Source organism: Caldisalinibacter kiritimatiensis, from assembly GCF_000387765.1.
Taxonomy (GTDB): Bacteria; Bacillota; Clostridia; order Tissierellales; family Caldisalinibacteraceae; genus Caldisalinibacter; species Caldisalinibacter kiritimatiensis.
Window position 1 is genome coordinate 1 of record NZ_ARZA01000185.1, and the last position, 20,785, is coordinate 20,785.

The window sequence follows — 20,785 nt, forward strand, 5'->3', positions numbered from 1 at the left end:
CCACTAGGGGAAGTTTCAATTAAATTCTGGGGGATTTTTCACTTGACAAATACATTTATCAAAAAATAAAAAAGGGTCTATTGTAGATTTTGCGGTAACCAGCTACCATAACAATATAATTGCATTAGGCCCTTGGTTTTTCACCCTTATCTTTCGATAAGCTTGCCTTTGTCTATAATATTCATTTTTTGGTTTCTATATAATTTTTTAATCTTTTTTATAGTTTTTCATTTTACTTGCAGTTAGATTATACCAATTTTCAGGGCATATGCCAAGATAATTTGTGGTTTTTTGTCTATTTTTTCGTGTTTTTGTATATTTATGTTGATTTTTGACGATTCTTCATTTTGACTTCACATTTTATCGTTTTTTCTAACATTCATTTCGTTGTGTAAATCCACCTAATAACTAATAATTAATTAATAAAATAATAAACTTATATACTATAATAAATCTTAACTGCGTTAATTTATTCACACTATTAAGCTTTAGTAATATTTAATTTTTCTTTGAGTTATATCGTTATTAATCCTTAAATTCCCAAGAAAAACCAAGCATCTAAACCCTCTTTGACATTTATTTAACAATAAGTTACTATAAAATTAAATCATTTCAAGTTTTTACTATAACTTTAAGGTAGGGGGAATGGGAATGGAAAAATTAACCGTATTTTTTAGTAAGTTAGACTCTCTTGTATGGGGGCCACCTTTACTTATTTTACTTGTGGGAACAGGGATTTTTTTAACATTCAGATTAGGTTTCTTGCAAATAGTAAAATTACCACTTGCCCTAAAATATTTATTTGCAAAAGATGAAGATAATGAAGGTAAAGGTGATGTATCAAGCTTTGCAGCACTTTGCACGGCGCTCGCAGCCACTATTGGTACTGGTAATATCGTTGGTGTTGCTACAGCGATAAAAGCTGGAGGACCTGGTGCTTTATTTTGGATGTGGATGGCAGCTTTATTTGGTATGGCTACAAAATATTCAGAAGGTCTTTTAGCTGTAAAATATAGAGTAACAGATGATAATGGACAAATGTCAGGAGGTCCAATGTATTATATAGAAAGAGGCTTAGGGAATAAATTGCTCGCAAAACTTTTCGCCATATTTGGAATAGGAGTAGCTTTCTTCGGTATAGGTACTTTTCCTCAAGTTAACGCTATAACAAATGCAGTCAAAATAGCATTTAACATTCCAATAATTATTTCTGCAATAATATTAACTTCTCTAGTAGCATTAGTAACTCTCGGAGGTATAAAAAGTATTTCTAGAGTATCTGAATTCATTGTTCCTTTCATGGCTGTATTTTATATAATTGGAGTTATATGTATATTAATTGCTAATATTAAATTATTACCTCAAACTATAGCATTAATAATAAGAAGTGCATTCACTCCTACAGCTGCAACAGGCGGTTTTTTAGGTGCAGGGGTTATGCTTGCTATTAGAAGTGGTATATCTAGAGGTGTATTTTCAAATGAATCTGGTCTAGGTAGTGCTCCAATTGCAGCTGCTGCAGCTAAAACCAAATCATGTGTAAGACAAGGTCTAATATCCATGACAGGTACATTTTTTGATACAATTATCGTATGTACAATGACAGGTTTAGTCTTAATTTTAACAGGGACTTGGAATTCTGAACTGGCAGGAGCTGAAATGACAACTGCAGCATTCAGAATAGGACTCCCTATTTCAATTATAGGTGAATACATAGTGACTATTGGGCTAATCTTCTTTGCATTTACTACTATATTGGCGTGGAATTATTATGGAGAAAGATGTACAGAGTATTTATTTGGTGTTAAAGGTATAAGGATATATAAATATATATTTATAGCTTTAATTGCTTCAGGTTCATTCTTAAAATTAAATTTGATTTGGACTATAGCAGATATAGTAAATGGATTAATGGCAATACCGAACTTAATTGCTCTCATAGGATTAAGTCCTGTAATAGTTTATGAAACTAAAAAGTATTTTAATGCAGTTAAGTCTAGAAAAATACATAATATAAAACTAGCAGATGAAACAAATTAGTTCTAAAAAAACACTGCCACTAAAGGCAGTGTTTTTTTAGAATTATATAAGTAATTTTATTCAAAATAAATATCAATCTCTTTAATAGCTCCATCTCTACATTGCTCTGCAAAAGGAGCAGAAATATAGGACTGTTCTATTTCAATAGTATCGTCATCATTCGTAGTTAATACAATTCTTTTAATTTGTGCTTTATTATCTCCATAAGTGTTTTTATTTGTGTTATTATGATATGTTACGTTAATTTTTCCTAAAAATTTAAAGGTAATCTTTCCTTCTTGATTAAATAACCAATTAGGTAATATAGGTTTAAGTTTTAAAACTAAATTTCCATTTTCAACTTTAAAAACTTCATTCCCCATCATCATAATAGCCCACATGCTTATAAACTCTGCAGTTGAACCACTTAATCGAGCTACAAAGCCACGACCATGGTTAGATGAATCAGGATTAACACTACTAGCTATAAAAGATGAGTTCTCTAATATACTTCTTCCATAAATTTCTGGACTTAAAAATGGTATCATGCATGTTTTTATGTCTTCAAAGAATTCATCATATAATCCTGATTTAATTAATTCTAGTAGATATTTATATTCCATGTGTAAAAATACTGATTCACGTTCTAACCAACCAGGAGTAAATGCCTTTATTCTCCCTATTTCATATGACTGATTCTCTAGACTAACAGATGTTTTATACATTTTTATTTTTTTATCAAATATATCTGTTTTCTTTATTTCGTCATAAATTCTTCGTGAATCTTCAACATCTTTAATTGTCTTTAAGGCTCTTGCTGGTCCTTCTAAGAAGTATGGAAGAGTATTAACTTTAAAGCTCTTAATTTTTACAACCTTGTCTTTAATTACTTCATAATCCTCAGCCTCAAAATAGAAATATGTTGGAAATAATCCATTACCTAGCTTAAGTGCTTTATTAATTCCATTATCAAGTTTTTCTAAAAACTTATTATAAATCTTTGCTATTTCTGATAAACTAATATCCTTTTCTCTACCATCAAAACCAAATCTAATTTTTTGTCTGTATTCTTCTCTTAAAGTACTTATTTTATCCCAGTAATTAAAATCATCTATATTTTTTCTGTTATACTCTTCTAATACATCGTTTACTTTATATAATAAATCATAAACCTCTATAGGTAAACTAATTTTTCTATCTTTAACTTCATCTACAGTTTCAATGATAAATTGTATTATACGCTTTAGCTCAAATGTTTCGCTCATACCAGATCCGAATAAACCTGGAAGTCCATTCATTGCATCATTCCACCCAGGCTTATCTGCTTCCATTTCTATTCCCATTCCATAAGGGTCAAGAGTAGCAAATTTAACTAAAGATAGTGTAATAAGCTTTACAAATAAATTTGTGCAGTAGACTTCTCCTTGACCATGATTTGTCTTTAACCAGTTTGTACCTTGACTTTTCATGTTTAACTTTTCTATTTTTTCTTCATCTAGCATTATAGAATCATACTGTCTTACCTTGTTATTAGCAAGTACATATTTTTTACTTCTAGGTAAAACATAAGCAGGGCTGTCATAAAACTTATAGGTATTATTATCAAATAGTAATTCTTCTAATTTATCTGGATAGATTTTTAAATAACTTTCAATTAAGTCCATATTATATGTCCAATGGTCTATCCAGTAACCCTCGCCAAAATCAGCTTCTATATTTTGTGTTGACAAAGAAAGTAACTCTATCAGTAATTCTTCATCTGATATATTACGTTTTACATTATGATTATAAATATAGTTTATTATTTTTCCTGGAGTAAATTTACTACTTATTAATTCTTTTATTTCTTCTTTATGACTTATAAAGTACTTATCTACTATATCAAATGCCTTTTCTTTATTTGCTTTGATTATTTCAAAAGTACATCCTTTAACAGATAATGGATTATACCCATCAGCTTGAATTAAATTCATAAATGTCTTTACATTATAATCTCTAATCTTTGGATTAAAGAAAATGTCATTTCTTCTATTTTGATTAACATCTCTAAAATTACCATTACCTTGAGAATAATATTCTGGCTCAAGGGTGAAGAAGTTATAATCTCTTTCTAAATCTCCATGTTTTCTGGAATATACATGATAAACAAAGCCTTCTTTTTTATTATCTAAAATTAATGGATAACCACCTCTTAAAATATTATCTAAATAGTTTTGTCTACAATATGCATCGAAAACCTTTGAAGATGTCTCTGTATGAATATCATCAGTTATATCTGTTACTAATTCACTTGCCTGCTTTCTCTTTTCATGTATATAATCAAATTTACATATTTCATTTGACCTTTTGTTGATTATATCAATATCTTCTATATGACCTATTATAGTTGCAATATTTAATTTTTCATCTGCTTCTAACTTTCTTTTCACCCCTGTAAAACCACAAGGAACCTTATTGGCTGTTATCTGTTCTTTACCAATCAAATCATCAACAGTATTTTTTACAAATCCATCTGGATACAATAAAGATGTGTTCTGTTCAAATATCAATTCAAAGTCCACTATAGGAGTAATTAAAGTTTCACTATCTGAAAATGAAAGATAAAAATGTCCCCTCGTTATTTCATCAACACGAGCCTCATCCTTTGTACTAGCCCTTACTTTAAAGAATGGAATATTATTTTCTAGATTATATACCTCCATCCAGCTTCTCATTAAATTTCCAACTTCTTTATAAGTAGAATTCTCTACTCCAAATGGAATTATTTCTGGCATTCCATCTAAAACCTCTATTTCCATATCTCTATTCCCTACATTAGTCATTTCTACCTTCCTAACTAAACCTGCAAATGATTCAAATGGCATAGTAAAATAAATTACATTTGTTTTTAATCCTAAGTCTTCATTTATCTCTTCAATACTTAATTCATTTTGTTTTATAAACATTTTTCTAGTTGTTTTCTGTTTTGATGGAAAATTAGAAAAGGGTTCATATATAGTATCATCATCAATTTTAATAAATGTTCTAAATCCTTTAACGTTGACATTACTATATGCTATGCTTGCCGGAGAAAATTCCATGATTGGAGAGTTCTTATCTCTAATACCAAAACTACAAATCCCTTGACCTCTATTTACATAAAAAACCCACATTGGAATTCCATTTACTCTCGCAATCCCAGGTAAAAAGCTTGAAAATGTCTTTGATTTATCATACCCTTCAATTACAAATCTCTCTTCTTCATCACAGTAGTATTTAACCATATGAACTCCTCCATTTTTTATGATTTTATTACTAAAGTAGCTTACTATCGAAGATATAAGTAGCAATAGAATGCTCTGGTAAACTAAGCTTAGCAACGTCATTACCAAAACCAAATGTAAAATCAATATTTTCTTCAGTTTCATTCATAACTACTAAAGCTATTTTTCCATCTTTATTTAAAAAGGCTGTTGCATACAACTGATTATTTTTATTTATCATTCCAATCCTAACTGCACCAGGCCTTATATATTTACTAAAGTGTCCTATATAGTAATATGAGCTATTATAATGTAATTGTTGCGTATTCGTATTAGCTATTATTGGAGCGTCACAAAAATTACCTACATGATTTGGACCTCCCTCTTCATTTAATACAATATTCCAATCTAAATATCCTTCAGTCCAATTATTTAAGTCTCCAATAATATTACGTCCATATCTTTCTCCTGTAAACCATTCACCTAATTTTACTCCACCCTCTTGACAACCTTCAGTAAATAATAAATGCTTATCAGGGAACAACTCATGAACTTTGCCAACATTTTCGAATTCCTCACTTAAATACCAATGAAATCCTGTTCCCCAAACATATTTTGCTGCCTCAGGGTCAGAAAGTACCGTAGAAGCTCTTTCTACCATAATATCCCTATTATGATCCCAAATTAGTATGTTCACATCTTCAAGTTTTTCTGAATGCATAATAGGACCTAAATAGTTCTTTATGAAATCCCTTTCTTCTTCAGCACTATAAACACAAGAATCCCAAACTTGAACAGCTGCTGGTTCGTTTTGTACACTAATCCCCCATATGTTTATTCCTTCTTCACGATAAGCTTTTATAAATTTAGCATAATATTTAGCCCATACTTCTTTATATTCAGGGGATAATTTCCCTCCGTTATTCATTTCTTTATTTGTCTTCATCCAAGCAGGTGGACTCCACGGTGACGCTAATATTTTAATTTCTCCACCTTTAACCTTCATACAATCCTTGATAAAGGGTATTACCCATTTTTTCTCTCTAGAGATATCAAAGGTTTTTAACTCAGTATCATTTTCTTCTATATATACATAGTTTTCTAAAGAAAAATCACAGCTGTTTATATGTATACGTGCCATTGAATACCCCAAGCCATTTTTACTATCAAAATAGCTATTTATTACCTGTTGTCTTTTATCAAAGGGCATTTGTGAAAGTTTATAAGCAGCTGCTTCTGTAAGTGCTCCACCAAATCCTAATATAGTTTGAAACCTTTTGTTTATATCTAACTCAATATCCACTTCTTGTACTTCTAATCTATTAGAGAAAGTAATATTTTCTTTCTCAGTTAATCTATCCTGTGTATTTTTAGAGGTCATAACTACTTTAATTTCCTTCATATAATCCCATCCTTTTTTCTTTATATACCATCACACTCTTTATTTCACAAAAAGTCATGAAAGCGATAGTCTATTCATAAGTTAATGCTATATATAATGCATTATTTTTATCACTCTCATGACTTTATGTTATTTCATGTAATTACGAAATGGGTTTCGAAAAAAGTATAAAAATAAAATTATTCCACATATCTATTCTTGATTATCCTTGAGTATTCATAAAAACTTTCCTTCTTTATTCTCTTTAAAGAATCGTAATCAACATACACAATTCCAAATCTCTTACTGTATCCAAAGGCCCATTCAAAGTTATCCATAAAGGACCATAAATAATATCCAGCTACATTCATACCTTCTTCATTTAACTGTGATATTACTTTTAAGTGTTCTTTAATGTAGTCTATTCTATCTGTGTCATACACTTTTCCATCTTCATTAACTACATCTTTAAATGCTGCTCCATTCTCAGTAATATATATTGGAATGTTTGTGTATTCCTCTCTTATACGACGTATCAAATCTTTAAGCTTTGATGGAGTAATTGCCCAATTCATATCAGTTTTTTTAGTATCCTGTTCTATAAATTTAAAAAGTAGCTCTTCATCTGTACTGTACTCTACAACATTACTGCTATAGTAATTAATACCTAGAAAATCGTTCTTAACAGAAATAGTTTCTAAATCTCCTTCTTTTATGAAAGAAAAATTCTTCACTTTTTTAGTAAATAAATTTATCATATCCATTGGATACGTTCCTTTAAATACTGGGTCTAAGAACCATCTGTTAAAGAATCCATCACAATTATTGCAAGCAATTCTATCATTAATAGTATTGTCATTAGGATAAGCTGGTGATAAGTTCAATGTTATACCTATTTGTCCATTGAATCCTCTTTCTCTAAAGATTTTCACAGCTTTACCATGGGATAATAATATATGATGAATTGCTTTTAAGCTTTTATCAAGACTTTTTATTCCTGGGGCATGTTCTCCAGTGTAATGTCCTAAAAATCCAGAGCAGAAGGGCTCATTATGTGTTATCCAGCTATCAACTTCATTTCCTAATTCCTCAAAACATTTTTCTGCATATTCACAGAACCAATCTACACACTCTCTATTAGTCCAACCACCTTCATTTTCAGCCCACATTGGTAAATCCCAATGATAAAGGGTAATAGCTGGTTTTATATTAGCATTTTTAAGGGCTTTAATTAACTTTTTATAAAACTCCATACCCTTACTATTGTATTTTCCCTTCTCTGGAAATATCCTTGGCCATGCAATTGAAAATCTATAGGATTCAACCCCTAATTCTTTTAAAAGCTCAACATCTTCTTCATATCTGTTATAGTGGTCACATGCAATATCTCCAGTATCTCCATTGTGTACTTTTCCTGGTGTTCTTGAGAAGACATCCCATATAGAATCAGTTCTACCGTCTACATCATGGGCTCCTTCAATTTGATATGAAGATGTTGCTGTTCCAAAAACGAAACCTTTGTCAAATTTATTCATGTTATCACCTCTCTCTTATTCTTTAACTGCTCCTGCTGATATACTGCCGATAATATGTTTAGACAAGAACATAAAGGCTATAATGATAGGAACAACAGAAATTGAAATAGCTAAATATATAGATCCCAAGTTTTCAGCAACCTTTCCACCCTTAAGGTATCCCATTAAAACAGGTAATGGATATTTTTCAGGTGAAAATATAACAATTAATGGTAATAAGTAGTTGTTCCATGCACCTATAAAGCTGAAAATAGACATTGTTGCAACTGCTGGCATCATTACGGGTAAAATAATTTTATGAAAAATTGATATTTCACTTGCTCCATCAATACGTGCCGCTTCAATTATAGCAGGATGCATTGTAGATATTAAATATTGACGCATAAAAAATACTGTAAAAGGAGTTGCAATTGATGGAATAATCAATGGAATATAAGAATCCAATGTCTTTAATGCTTTATTTAACTCATAGAAACCAAGTAGTCCTAATTGACTAGGAATCATCATCATAACTAAAATAAATATAAATAATAATTTTTTTCCTTTAAATTCATAAGCATAAAAACCATAAGCTGTTAAAGCTGAAAAATATCCACTTAATATAGTTACAGAAACTGCAATAATAAAACTATTTTTAAATCCAAGCCAAATACCTTTGAAAATACCATCACTAATATCCATATGATACATCATATTTTTATAATTATCTATTAAACTCTTTCCTGGTATTAAAGAGAAACCTCGCACTATTTCGGTATTCGAACGGGTTGCATTTATTATCATCATAGCAAAGGGTATTAAACAAATGATTGATAGTAAAATTAAACCAGCATAAATTATACCTCTAACAAGATTTTTCTTATTCAAAATTTACACCTCCTTAAACCTCTTTTTTGAACATTCCTCTAAAGACAATAATAGAGAATGCTAGTATTATAAGGAATAACCCATAAGCTACTGCCGCAGCGTAACCAAAATTATCATAAGTAAAAGCTTGATTGTATAGATATAATACCATTGTTACTAAAGAACCCTCTGGGCCTCCTAGACCATTTGTAGAAACTAAGAATGGTATTTCAAATAATTGTAATCCTCCAATCAATGATGTTATAACAACATAAATCATTATAGGCTTTAATAACGGTAAAGTTACCTTTGTAAATGTCTGTCTTCTATTTGCTCCGTCTATCATAGCTGCTTCAAAATAATCCTTGGATATTCCTTGAATACCAGCAAAGACAATTATAAATGTATGCCCAAACCATAACCAAGTTTGAATAAGGGAAACCGATAATTGAGCGGTAGCTGGTTGTCCAAGCCAATTGACAGGCTTTGAAATAAGTCCAAGTTTTAATAACAACATATTAAGTGAACCATGCTGCCAATCTAAAATGAATAAAAACAACAGTGCAACAGATGAAACTGTCATTAAATTAGGTAAATAAAAAATACCACGGAATAAACTTACACCCTTTAATTTTAATCTAATATCTGAAAATATTACTGCTAAGATTAAAGCTATGGACAATTGTAGTATTATGTTTACTCCCCATATTTTCCATGTATTAAAAAATGCTTGAAGAAAGTATTCATCATGTATTAATCTTAGGTATTGTGATATTCCAACCCAATTAGCATCAAATGGAGAGCCTATGCCTGTATAATCTGTGAAACTCATGTATAAAGAAAGAATTATAGGATAAATACCAAATATACTAAACACTATAAAAAATGGTGATATAAATAAATATCCATATCTATTTTTTGATTTCATAGTACACCCTCTTTCTTATATATTCAGTTTAATAGGTGGACTTAAACCCACCTATTAAACTGTTATTTATTAAACTTTATTACTTATCAAGTGGTGTTATAATTTCAGGATAAGCGTTTTTAACTTGCTTATAGAATTCTGTTATTGCCTCTTCTTTTGTCTTTTTACCTTCAACATATTCTATTACCATATTTCCCCAAATTTGGTCAATACCTTGGTCATATTTAGTAACTATACCAGATTCTATTTTTTCAGCTTCTTTTAAGAAGAATTTATAGTGGTTTTGTCCTTTTAAGAATTCATCAGAAGCAGAATCCTTAACTTTATCTGTTATAGGTTTATATGATAATAAATCTCCAGTTTCTTCATACCACCAATTTAGGAATTCTTCATCATGGGTCATCATCTTAACAAACTCCCAAGCAGCTCCTTTATTTTCAGAACCTGAATAAATTCCTATCCATGTTCCACCCCAGAAATAAGGAGAAGGTCCAGCTGTTAATCCCCAATCACCTGCTGTATTTTCTGCATTTGGTTTAATAACGAAGTGTAATCCCCAAGTTGGTAGAGCATACCCAAATACTTCAACTTCTTTGTTAGAGTTAATATTTTCCAATTCATCCCATCCTCCGTTAAATGGTACTGGTCTTTGCATAGAAGCGAACCAAGATGGTGACCATTCTGGAGCCATTGCTGTATATTCATTATCACGTAATTTCTTTTGATAATCCATAAAATCTAATTGTGCTTGAGTTAATTGCAATTCTTTTTTATCATTTATCCAAGGTTTAGGATCTGACCCCTTAGCAAACCAACGAAGTGCACCTTCATCTGGCAATATTTTATAACCTGCTTGTTTTAATTCCTCAGCAGCTTCAAAGAATTTATCTAATGTTGATAGTTTTTCTGCTACAAATTCAGGGTCATCATTTCCCCAAACTTCTCTAGCAATCCACCTTTTATATATGAATCCACCAGGTGTCGCTTGCCACGATAACGCTTTCACATTGCCTTCATTATCCTTACCTAAATCAAATACATAAGGAACATAATCGTCAGCCCATTCGTCAACATTGTATGGGGCTTCTGATAAATTTTCCCAATAAGGTAAATCTGTCCATTTCTTTAACCAAGCAATTTCCCCTGTAAATACATCCGGAGCACCAACTCCACTATCTAATGAAGGCTGAATTTTAGATACGTAGTTTTCTGTTGGTACAATGTTAACTCAGTTTTAATTCCATAATGCTCTTCAAAATACTCTAATGGCTTTTTCAACTCATCAGTAAAAGACCATACCTTTAAAACTTTGTCTTTATCCACTTCTAAGGATTTTTCACCAGTATTGCTTTTTGAACTACATCCTATTAATGATGTGGATACTAAAATTAAAGCTAAAATGAGACTTAGGTATTTTTTCATTAAAATTCCCCCTTAAATTTTAGAATTTTTATTTTTTATAATTATAGCTATTATTTAAAACTATAATCATTTTAATGCATAATAATAATTCTGTATTAATAATCCGATTTTACTAAACCGGTTTCGTAAGTTTCAAAAAAAAGCTGTAAGCTATCTATTTTACAGCTTTACAAGAATTTCTAATCACTAACTCAACTGGTACAATTACTGATGTTCTAGCATTTTTCTTATCTATTGAATTTATTAATACATCTGCTGCATTTTCACCTATTAATTCTGTGTTTTGTCTTATAGTTGTAAGTTTTGGGGTCGTATACTTACAATGTTCTATATCATCATATCCAATGATAGATATATCATCTGGTACTTTTAATCCATTTTCTGTTATAGCACTAATTGCTCCAATTGCCATATAATCTCCAGCTACAAAGACTGCAGTTGGTATTTCATCTAATTCTAAAAGCTTTTTCATGGCTTTATATCCACCATCAAAGGAAAAGTAGCCACCATCCACTATATATTCGTCTTTCTTTTCTAGATTAAACTTTTCCATAGCTTTAATATAACCATTTTTTCTTACATGTCCTGCATATGTATCTAGCTTTCCGTGAATATGGGCTATTTTTCTATGCCCTAATGAATATAAATACTCAACACCTAAAAAACAACCCTGTAAATTATCTGAATGAACTGTACTAGCTTTATCACTTTCTACATCAATTAATACACAAGGAATATTACTGTCAATAAGCTCTTGTATTTCACTATTTTCAAAATCTGAACTAATTATTATTACCCCATCTACTCCTCTTATCTTACAATGGTCTAAATAACTTATTTTTCTGCCTCCAATATCCTTAGAAATAAATAATAAATCATATCCTCTAGATTCAATGCTTTTCTTGAAACTCTCAATAATTGAGTTAAAAAATGGATGCTTTATACCTATATTTAGCTTTTCATCAAATAAAACTCCTATAGTCCAAGATTTCTTCGTGATTAATATCCTTGCATGGGAATTTGGAATATAGCCTAGTTCTCTAGCTTTGTTTAAAATGATTTGTTTAGTTCGATTACTTATATCAGGATAATCATTTAAAGCCTTGGAAACTGTTGTCGGTGAAAAACCTGTCTCTTTAGATATGTCATATATTGTAGTCAATTAAATTCACCTCTTATGATACGTTTCGAAACCCATTTCGTGGTTTCATTATATCAAGGAAAGCGTTTCTAGTCAATATAAATTTTAAAATAGATTGTACGGAAACATTAATGTTAACTTATCCTATTTTTTCTTTATCTATTTTTCAATATTATACATCTATCCCCTTCCTTTTTAATAACAAATTCTGCTTTATTATAAAATACAACATCTTTAACCTTTGTAAAATCTATTTCCATTCTATTAAGGGTAATATCTAATAAAACCTCTTCTCCTTTTATAAAAACTAATTTGTGAAAAATATCATCATCTAAAGGATATTTTCCAAGTATAGTTTTTTGATATAACAAATAACCTAAATAAGTATTAGAAGTTGTCCACTTTATACCAACTATTTCTTGTATTTCAGATTTACTTGTGTATGGGGATATGATATACATTTTGTCCCATTGAAAAGGAGTTACATCTTTCATATTAAAAGAAGTTTTCTCTTGGGTAACTTTATAAAGTCTATCTTTGAATTCATCATAGTATTTATTATCTATTTTCATTAGTCTAAAATTGAAATAATCGATTAATAACGTAGTAAATAATACTATCAGTATTACTAATAGTACGTCTCTCTTTTTCAAAATTATTCCTCCTACTTTATGTGGAAAATTTTATTTTACTTTAATATTCTGTACAAAATCAGCATTTATTAGTTCTTTACCTTTTTTGGTTTCAACTTCAATCCAGTTTTCATTTACTTCAACTATTTTTCCTATTACTGTTGTACCAAATGAACCTATAATTATCTTACAATTCTTTCCTATATATTTTTTAATTATATCATTAGCCATAGTTATTATCCCCTTTCTCTTTTTGATTTTAAGTAAAATAATTTTTCTTATTCTATTTTGCTTTGGTAAAATAACAAAAACAATATAAAAAACATAAATAAGGGCAAATATACAATCCATATTGTAAAATTCAAATATACACCCCCTCCTAATAATTTATTTTCATTTTCTACTCTACATTCTTCCAAAATTTCATTAGGAATGAGTCTCAATGCAATAATAATACCTATCAGTTTATTTCAATATATCTTTATATGCTATATTCAACATTCTATTTAATTTTCCTTTACTTAAGTCCATAGATATACAGATAATTATAAATATTTAAATTTACACTAACTCTTAGAATTTAAAAGGTTATCAAGAACAAATAAAAAACATGCTTTTAAAGATACTTTGATTCTTTAAAAGCATGTTTTTTGATACAACTTTATTTGGTTTTTAATTGTTAATTCTCAATTATCCGTTGTTAATTGTTTCTAAATCTCTCTTCTGCCCTCAAGAGCTTTTGATAAAGTCACTTCATCGGCATATTCTAAGTCCCCACCTACAGGTACTCCATGGGCTATACGTGTTGTCTTTATTCCCATAGGCTTTAATAGCTTAGATATATACATAGCTGTAGCTTCACCTTCTATAGTAGGATTAGTAGCCAAAATAACTTCTTCCACGACCCCATCTTTTATTCTGTGTAGTAGCTCCTTTATCCTAATGTCCTCAGGCCCTACTCTATCCATAGGAGAAATACTTCCATGTAATACGTGATATAATCCATTGAACTCCTTTGTTCTTTCCATAGAAATAATATCCCTTGGGTCTTCAACTACACATATAACGCTTTCGTCTCTTTTTTTATTTCTACAGATAAAACATGGGTCTTTATCTGTTAAATTTCCACAAATACTACAATACTTGATATTCTTTTTTGCATTTACTATTGCATTAGCTAGTTCTGTGGCATCTGTATTTTTCATATTTAATACGTGAAAAGCTAACCTTTGAGCAGTTTTTTGCCCAACACCTGGTAGCTTAGAAAATTCTTCAATTAACTTCGCCACTGGAGCTGCAAAGTATTCCACTTAAATCACCTCACTTGAAAAAGCATCAAAGCTGCTTTTACTATTAGCTATTCGCTTTCGCTTTTCGTCAAAAACAAACTCCACTAAAGTCTCTTTTGGCTATTAGCTTTAAAAAAGCAAATAACTTTCTTTACCAAATGTAAAAGTGGCCTTTTGTGGCCACATTTCTTAGAATAATCCTGGTATGTTCATACCACCTGTTATTTTTTGCATTTCTTTTGAAACCATTTCTTCAGCATTTCTTAATGCTTCATTTGTAGCAGCCAATATTAAATCCTGTAACATTTCAACATCATCTGGGTCTACTACGTCTGGTTCAATAATAATATCTAATACCTCTTTTTTACCATTTACCTTTACAGTAACTGCTCCTCCACCTGCACTTGCTTCAACTTCTCTTTCTTCTAATTCTTTTTGCATTTCTGCCATTTGTTTTTGCATTTTTTGAACTTGCTTCATCATACCATTTATATTTCCCATTCCTGGAAATCTTCCCTTTGCCATTAAAATCATCCTCCTTATTTAAATTTTATAATATTGAATAGCATCTTAACTATTAATTCTTTATTCAACCTCTACAATGTCTTCTCCAAATATATCTTTAATCTTTTCTACAAGATTATTATTATCCTCTTGCTTTGGAATAGTATCAATTTCGTCCTTCATCGCACATTTTATATGAAGATTTGTTCCCAAGTAGGTATTAATCATATTTTCTATATACTGTTTATTTTCTTTTTTTGCAACAGCTTCTTTGTGGAAGCCAAAACCTTCACCAAAAGCTATTATTAACGTATTATCCTCTAATTTAACCGGTTCACCTTCCATGAGTAATGCATGTATACTTATTCTATCACTTTTAATCTTTTGTAAAATCTCTGACCAAGAACTAAGTATCGTCTTAAAATCTACTTCTCTACTAGAAACTGGTGTATCAGAAGTTGCTTCTTCTTTACTTTCAATCTTTGGTTCTTGTTCATTTTTTTCTTTCTTTTTATCTATTGTCTTTTCTGGTACTTGTTTTTTCTCTTTCTCAATAGTTATATAATTATTCTTATTATTATCTATATTCTGTTTTTGTATATTAATTCTACCTTGACTAATTAACTTTTCTATTTCTTTAACCCTCTGAGATAATCCTTCTAATGTTGAATCTGTACTTGGAGATAATAGTTTAACCATACTTATCTCCAGTATAATCCTTGGCTGTGATGACCATTTACTCTGTACTTCTGCTTCAGATAATACGTTTAAATATCTAATTATACTCTCTAATTCTACTTTTTTAGCCTGCTCCTTTAATTTATGAATAACTTCTTCAGAAGTATCCAATACATGATAAAAATTATCTGTTGACTTAGCTATCATCAAGTTCCTAAAATGTAAAATTAAATCTTTTATAAACTGGTGTATATCTTTACCTTTTTGCACCATTTCATCTACAAAGCCTAATACTTTATTTAAATCTTTATCTATTATTCCATCTGAAATCTCAAATAATAAATCGTTATTTACCGTACCTAGTATTGAAAGTACATACTCGTAGGTTATATTATCATCTGTGAATGATACACACTGGTCTAATATACTTAAAGCATCTCTCATAGCTCCATCAGAATTTCTAGCTATAAGATGTAATGCCTTATCTTCAGCTTCAATACCAAGCTCACTACATATCCCTTTCATATTTTTTACAATATCTTTAGTAGTTATCCTTTTAAAATCAAATCTTTGACACCTTGAAAGTATAGTAGCTGGAATTCTCTGTGGTTCAGTAGTTGCTAATATAAATAATAAATGTTTAGGAGGTTCCTCTAATGTCTTTAATAATGCATTAAATGCTCCCTTTGACAACATATGAACCTCATCTATAATATAAACCTTATATTTACCCTTTGATGGTAAATATTTCACCTTTTCTCGTAGCTCCCTAATATCGTCAACACTATTATTAGAAGCCGCATCCATTTCTACTACATCCATTATTGTCTCATCTAATATACCCCTACATACTTCACATTCATTACAAGGGTTGCCATCGTTATTATTTAAACAATTCACCGCTCGTGCAAATATCTTAGCAGTAGATGTCTTCCCTGTACCTCTAGTTCCTGAAAACAAGTAAGCATGGGCAATATTGTCACTTAGTATCTGGTTTTTTAATGTTGTAGTTACGTGTTCCTGTCCTAGTACATCCTGAAAAGTTTTAGGTCTAAATTTTCTATATATTGCTTGGTATCCCATCAAACCACCTTCAAATATAGTATTATATATATTATAACAAAACTTTTAATATCGTACTACTAATGTATTTTCCTATTTCATGCTAATAAATCTTTTACTATTGTATCACAAAATACTGTAATAAAATACTTGTAACAATTATTTTTCTTGCATTATCCTTTCAATTTCCCATGGAGTCTTTTTATAAATATCAATAAATACATCTACAATATATGGATGAAATTGTCTATCTTTGTTCTGAACAAGCTCATCTAAAGCTTCATCTATCGACATAGCATCTCTATATGACCTAGTTGATGTCATAGCATCAAATGCATCTGCTACTCCTATAATGCAAGCCTCTATAGGAAGTTCATCTATTTCTTCTTCCTTAGGATATCCTTTTAAGTCATATCTTTTATGATGATATTTTATTGCATTCATTATAGTATCAGATAAACCAACATTTTCTAATATCTTACTACCTATAATAGGATGTTGGGTTATTTCTTTATATTCATCTTCTGTTAATCTTCCCGGCTTAGTTAATATAGCATCACTTATACCTATCTTGCCTATATCATGCAGTATACCTGCAATTTTTATATCCTCACACATTTTGTTAGATAAATTTAAATATTTAGCCATTATATATCCATATTTAGATACTCTTAAAGAATGTCCCTCTGTATATTCGTCTTTAGCTTCTACTGCTGCAGCTAATGTTTCAATAGTTTTCATATAACTTTCTTTTAAATCGTCATATAACTTAATATTCTCCAAAACCATAGCAGTTTGATTAGATACTGACATTAATATATTAAAATTACTTTCACTTAATTTATCTTTAGTACCAACAATTATAACCCCTAAAGTATTCTCCCTTACCCTTAAAGGAAAGAAGCTTATATATTTAACCCCTTCTAATACCATAATTCTCTTATTTAACTCGTCTACTTCTTCTTTTAAAGAACTATATAACATTTCTAGCTTTCCATTCCTTACAGCTCTGTTAATTATATTTTTATTAGCTTTTATTTCTTCTTTAATTACATTTTCAGATAATACACCAGCTTTAGCTACTGATTCTAATCTATTATTTTTATTTAAAAGTCTAATTGTACAAAGAGGCATATCCATTAATTCTACAATATCATCAACAATATGCTGTAATACCTGCTTAATATTCATAGTTGAGTTTAAATTTCTACTTATTTTATTAATTGTAGTTAGTTCTGTATTTCTTCGTAATATTTCCTTTTCCATATTCTTTCTTTCTGTTATATCTCTACCTACTCCTTGTATTCCAACTAACCTTTCATTTTCATATATTCTTTTAGTATTCGTTTCTACTATAAACTCATTTCCATCTTTATCTTTAAATATAACTTCTATATTTCTAAAATCTGTATTTTTAAGATTATCTAATATCTCACTATTATCTACATCTTCATATTTCCATATATCAACTAAACTAAATATATCTTTACCTATCACTTCATCTTTGCTATATTTAAGCATTCTTTTTGCTTGATTGTTTACAAAAACTAAGTTCCCTTTTATGTCTATTATCCAAACTAAATCATACATGTTATCAATGAGGGTTCTATATCTCTGCTCTGAATCATTCAGTTGAGATGTAGTAGCCTCTAATTGCTCATATGATGCTTCAAGCTCTATATTCATTTCTTGAAGCTGTTTATTACTTGATAATAACTGCTCAGTCTGTTGTTTAAGCTTATTGTGGCTATCTTGCATCTTTTTTGCCATATCATTAAAAGCCTTTGCCACCTGACCGAATTCATCATTTTTATAATCTGGAATCCTATAATCATAATTACCCTTCTGTATCTCTATTGCTCCTGTTTTCAGTTTTTCAAGGGGATTAGAAAAACTCTTTGAAAAAAATAAGGCTAGTAAAATGACTAAAATAAAGGTCAATACCACTACATACATAACATGGGTATGAAATCCATATATATTATGAAAATATTGACTTTTGTTAATCACAGAAATGATTTGCCAATCTAATACATCAATATCAGAATACACCGTAAGATAATCCTTATTTAAAGATAAGATGTGCTTTTCATTTGTACCAGAAATTATGGACTGGATAAATGAATTTATTTCTTGTTTATATTTTTCATCTGAGTTTGATAAACTAATTATATCTTCTCCAAACCTCTTTAGTATATCTCCATTGGAATTAATGACATAAGTAGTACTATTGTTAGTTAAGTTCATTTGAGATATCTTTTCCATTAGTTGGTTTAAATCAAAATCTGCTCCTATTACTCCTATAATCTCGTTATTTTCATTCAATAAAGGCAGAGAAACAGTAATAACAGACTTATTTGATAAAATATCCTTATATGGTTGAGTCCATGTCAACTCTTTAGCTTGATATGTTTTTTTATACCAAGGTCTTTGTCTTGTATCCTGTTGTATTAACTTAAAAGAAGAATTAAAATTTCTACCATCATTTAGTGTAATATATAAATTTTTTATTGAACTCGTATTAATTTTTTGTGAATTTAAATATCCATTTATTTTTGAAAAGCTATACTCATTTTCTAACATTTCTTTTATGATGGGATAATTAGCCGCTACAGACTTTAAAATTTCTTCCTTCTCTTTAAGCCATATATCAAGCTTGTCACATTGATTTTTTATTTCCACTGACTTTATTTCTGTTTCTTTATCTATAATATTTTTTTTAATTTGCGATTCTATGTTTATACTAATAACTAAAATAGGTATCATAGCAATAAGTATAAAAATAATAATTAACTTATTTCTGTACGAATTTAAAAGCATAGTAAGCACCCACCATCATGTCAATAATATATTCTTATACATAAACTTTTTGCTTCTTTCATACTTCTACATTATTATCAAAATTTCCTTTATTTAAATTAAAATTTTATCGGAATATAACATTGAAAAAAATCGGCTAAAGCCGATTTGTTAGTAGTTCGTTGTTAGTAGTTAGTAGCTGTAAATTCAGTTCTTAGTTCTCAGGAGAATATTAGAAAGAATTAGGCTGTTCGCTTTTCGATAATAATTCTATAAATATTTTTCTACCTTTAAAACATGTATTTAACTTAATTACAAGCTATAAAATAAATATACTTTGATAAACAATAAAAAGACTGTAGAACATTTGATGCTCTACAGTCTTTTAAAATTTTAGTCGTGCACCTAGCTTTGACATATTACTACAAGCGTTACCTAGACAGTTAACTCAGACCCGGCACCCCCACGGCACACGAGAGGATCCACTTACCGCTGCTTCCTTCCGGACCTGACGGGGTTCATGGGTTCCCGTTGCGCGGGACCAAGTCGTCGACGCCACTTATCTAGGGCAGACCTTACAGTAATAAGCCTGGGCTAGGAATTCAACCCTGCTATGGCGGATTGCAGGTTACAGGGCACCGCCACCTCCCCGTCTAGCACGACAAACTTTTTGATGGCGGAGAGAGGGGGATTTGAACCCCCGAGACGGTTTTAGCCGCCTACCCGCTTTCCAGGCGAGCGCCTTCAGCCAGACTCAGCCACCTCTCCACGTTTAATAATATTTAATTGTGCTTACAAGTTATTATTATACCTTAAAATATACAATATGTCAACCTATATAAAATGTAATTTATTCAATATGTTGCATTTTATTACATTTGTAGTAGAGAAGCTTGTTTTTTTATTATATATGGTGCTACTAATCCTATAAACTCCCTGGTAAGTTCTAAGTCAAAATAAGTACCTGCTTTTTCTAATAAATATTCAATAGCTAAGCTAGGGGTTATTGCCTTTTTATATGTCCTTTCAGAACATAATGCTTCATAATGGTCACAAATTCCAGTTATTTTAGCATAAAAGCTTATATTATCTCCTGTAATACCCTTAGGATATCCTTTACCATCTATAGTTTCATGATGCTGTAAAACAATTTTTTTAGAAGCTTCACTTAAATCATCTCTATGTGATATATAATTATATCCTTTAATTGTATGCTTTTTTATTATTTCAAATTCTTTATCCGTTAATTTATTGTTTATGATAAATTAAAATTACCCTAGTATAATAATTGAAAAATCCCCTAGAGG

16 protein-coding genes, 1 tRNA gene, 1 other RNA gene and 1 riboswitch are annotated in these 20,785 nt (G+C 30.0%); of the genes, 1 reads left to right on the forward strand and 17 read right to left on the reverse strand.

What is annotated here, in order from left to right; genetic code table 11:
- Positions 1–90: 90 nt before the first annotated feature.
- Positions 91–177, reverse strand: a riboswitch (cyclic di-GMP riboswitch).
- 474 nt (positions 178–651) lie between these two features.
- A complete protein-coding gene (locus L21TH_RS07970) occupies positions 652–2,040 on the forward strand; it encodes an alanine/glycine:cation symporter family protein (protein ID WP_006313786.1) in 1,389 nt (462 codons plus the stop codon).
- 56 nt (positions 2,041–2,096) lie between these two features.
- On the opposite strand, the gene L21TH_RS07975 is transcribed toward L21TH_RS07970, so the two are convergent.
- The 17 genes from L21TH_RS07975 to L21TH_RS15225 form a co-directional block, all read right to left on the reverse strand.
- Positions 2,097–5,282, reverse strand: a complete 3,186-nt coding sequence (locus tag L21TH_RS07975) for a hypothetical protein (RefSeq protein ID WP_006313788.1) — start codon at positions 5,280–5,282, stop codon at positions 2,097–2,099.
- A gap of 31 nt (positions 5,283–5,313) precedes the next feature.
- Positions 5,314–6,663 (reverse strand): glycoside hydrolase family 30 protein, encoded by a 1,350-nt coding sequence (locus tag L21TH_RS07980; protein WP_006313790.1) that lies wholly within the window; start codon positions 6,661–6,663, stop codon positions 5,314–5,316.
- 179 nt (positions 6,664–6,842) lie between these two features.
- Positions 6,843–8,177 carry a GH1 family beta-glucosidase gene (locus L21TH_RS07985; protein ID WP_006313792.1) on the reverse strand — a complete coding sequence of 445 codons (1,335 nt, stop codon included), beginning with the start codon at positions 8,175–8,177 and terminating at the stop codon, positions 6,843–6,845.
- Positions 8,178–8,192: 15 nt separating this feature from the next.
- The gene (locus L21TH_RS07990) at positions 8,193–9,044 is read right to left on the reverse strand and encodes a carbohydrate ABC transporter permease (RefSeq protein WP_006313795.1); all 852 of its coding nucleotides are present in this window, start codon (positions 9,042–9,044) and stop codon (positions 8,193–8,195) included.
- A gap of 13 nt (positions 9,045–9,057) precedes the next feature.
- Positions 9,058–9,951 (reverse strand): carbohydrate ABC transporter permease, encoded by an 894-nt coding sequence (locus L21TH_RS07995; RefSeq protein ID WP_006313796.1) that lies wholly within the window; start codon positions 9,949–9,951, stop codon positions 9,058–9,060.
- A gap of 79 nt (positions 9,952–10,030) precedes the next feature.
- Positions 10,031–11,173, reverse strand: coding sequence for an extracellular solute-binding protein (locus tag L21TH_RS08000; RefSeq protein ID WP_205617976.1), 1,143 nt, complete (start codon positions 11,171–11,173; stop codon positions 10,031–10,033).
- Entirely contained in the window at positions 11,128–11,373 is a 246-nt protein-coding gene (locus tag L21TH_RS14790) for a hypothetical protein (RefSeq protein WP_006313798.1), read from the reverse strand. Before L21TH_RS14790 ends, L21TH_RS08000 begins: the two co-directional genes overlap by 46 nt.
- A gap of 154 nt (positions 11,374–11,527) precedes the next feature.
- Positions 11,528–12,535, reverse strand: a complete 1,008-nt coding sequence (locus tag L21TH_RS08005; protein ID WP_006313799.1) for a LacI family DNA-binding transcriptional regulator — start codon at positions 12,533–12,535, stop codon at positions 11,528–11,530.
- A gap of 134 nt (positions 12,536–12,669) precedes the next feature.
- Entirely contained in the window at positions 12,670–13,167 is a 498-nt protein-coding gene (locus tag L21TH_RS08010; protein ID WP_006313800.1) for a hypothetical protein, read from the reverse strand.
- Between the two features lie 30 nt (positions 13,168–13,197).
- Positions 13,198–13,377, reverse strand: a complete 180-nt coding sequence (locus tag L21TH_RS08015) for a DUF6897 domain-containing protein (RefSeq protein WP_006313801.1) — start codon at positions 13,375–13,377, stop codon at positions 13,198–13,200.
- Positions 13,378–13,856: 479 nt separating this feature from the next.
- Positions 13,857–14,456, reverse strand: a complete 600-nt coding sequence (gene recR / locus L21TH_RS08020; protein WP_006313802.1) for a recombination mediator RecR — start codon at positions 14,454–14,456, stop codon at positions 13,857–13,859.
- A 168-nt stretch (positions 14,457–14,624) separates the two neighbouring features.
- Complete coding sequence (locus tag L21TH_RS08025; protein ID WP_006313803.1) at positions 14,625–14,960, reverse strand: YbaB/EbfC family nucleoid-associated protein; 336 nt, start codon at positions 14,958–14,960, stop codon at positions 14,625–14,627.
- Positions 14,961–15,020: 60 nt separating this feature from the next.
- Positions 15,021–16,700 (reverse strand): DNA polymerase III subunit gamma/tau, encoded by a 1,680-nt coding sequence (gene dnaX / locus L21TH_RS08030; RefSeq protein ID WP_006313804.1) that lies wholly within the window; start codon positions 16,698–16,700, stop codon positions 15,021–15,023.
- A gap of 138 nt (positions 16,701–16,838) precedes the next feature.
- The gene (locus L21TH_RS08035; RefSeq protein WP_006313805.1) at positions 16,839–19,499 is read right to left on the reverse strand and encodes an HD domain-containing phosphohydrolase; all 2,661 of its coding nucleotides are present in this window, start codon (positions 19,497–19,499) and stop codon (positions 16,839–16,841) included.
- Positions 19,500–19,875: 376 nt separating this feature from the next.
- An RNA gene (ffs, locus tag L21TH_RS14050) (signal recognition particle sRNA large type) lies at positions 19,876–20,140 on the reverse strand.
- A 12-nt stretch (positions 20,141–20,152) separates the two neighbouring features.
- Positions 20,153–20,246: transfer RNA gene (locus L21TH_RS08040), tRNA-Ser, on the reverse strand.
- Between the two features lie 104 nt (positions 20,247–20,350).
- Positions 20,351–20,740, reverse strand: coding sequence for an HD-GYP domain-containing protein (locus L21TH_RS15225; RefSeq protein WP_081627938.1), 390 nt, complete (start codon positions 20,738–20,740; stop codon positions 20,351–20,353).
- Between the last annotated feature and the right edge of the window lie 45 nt (positions 20,741–20,785).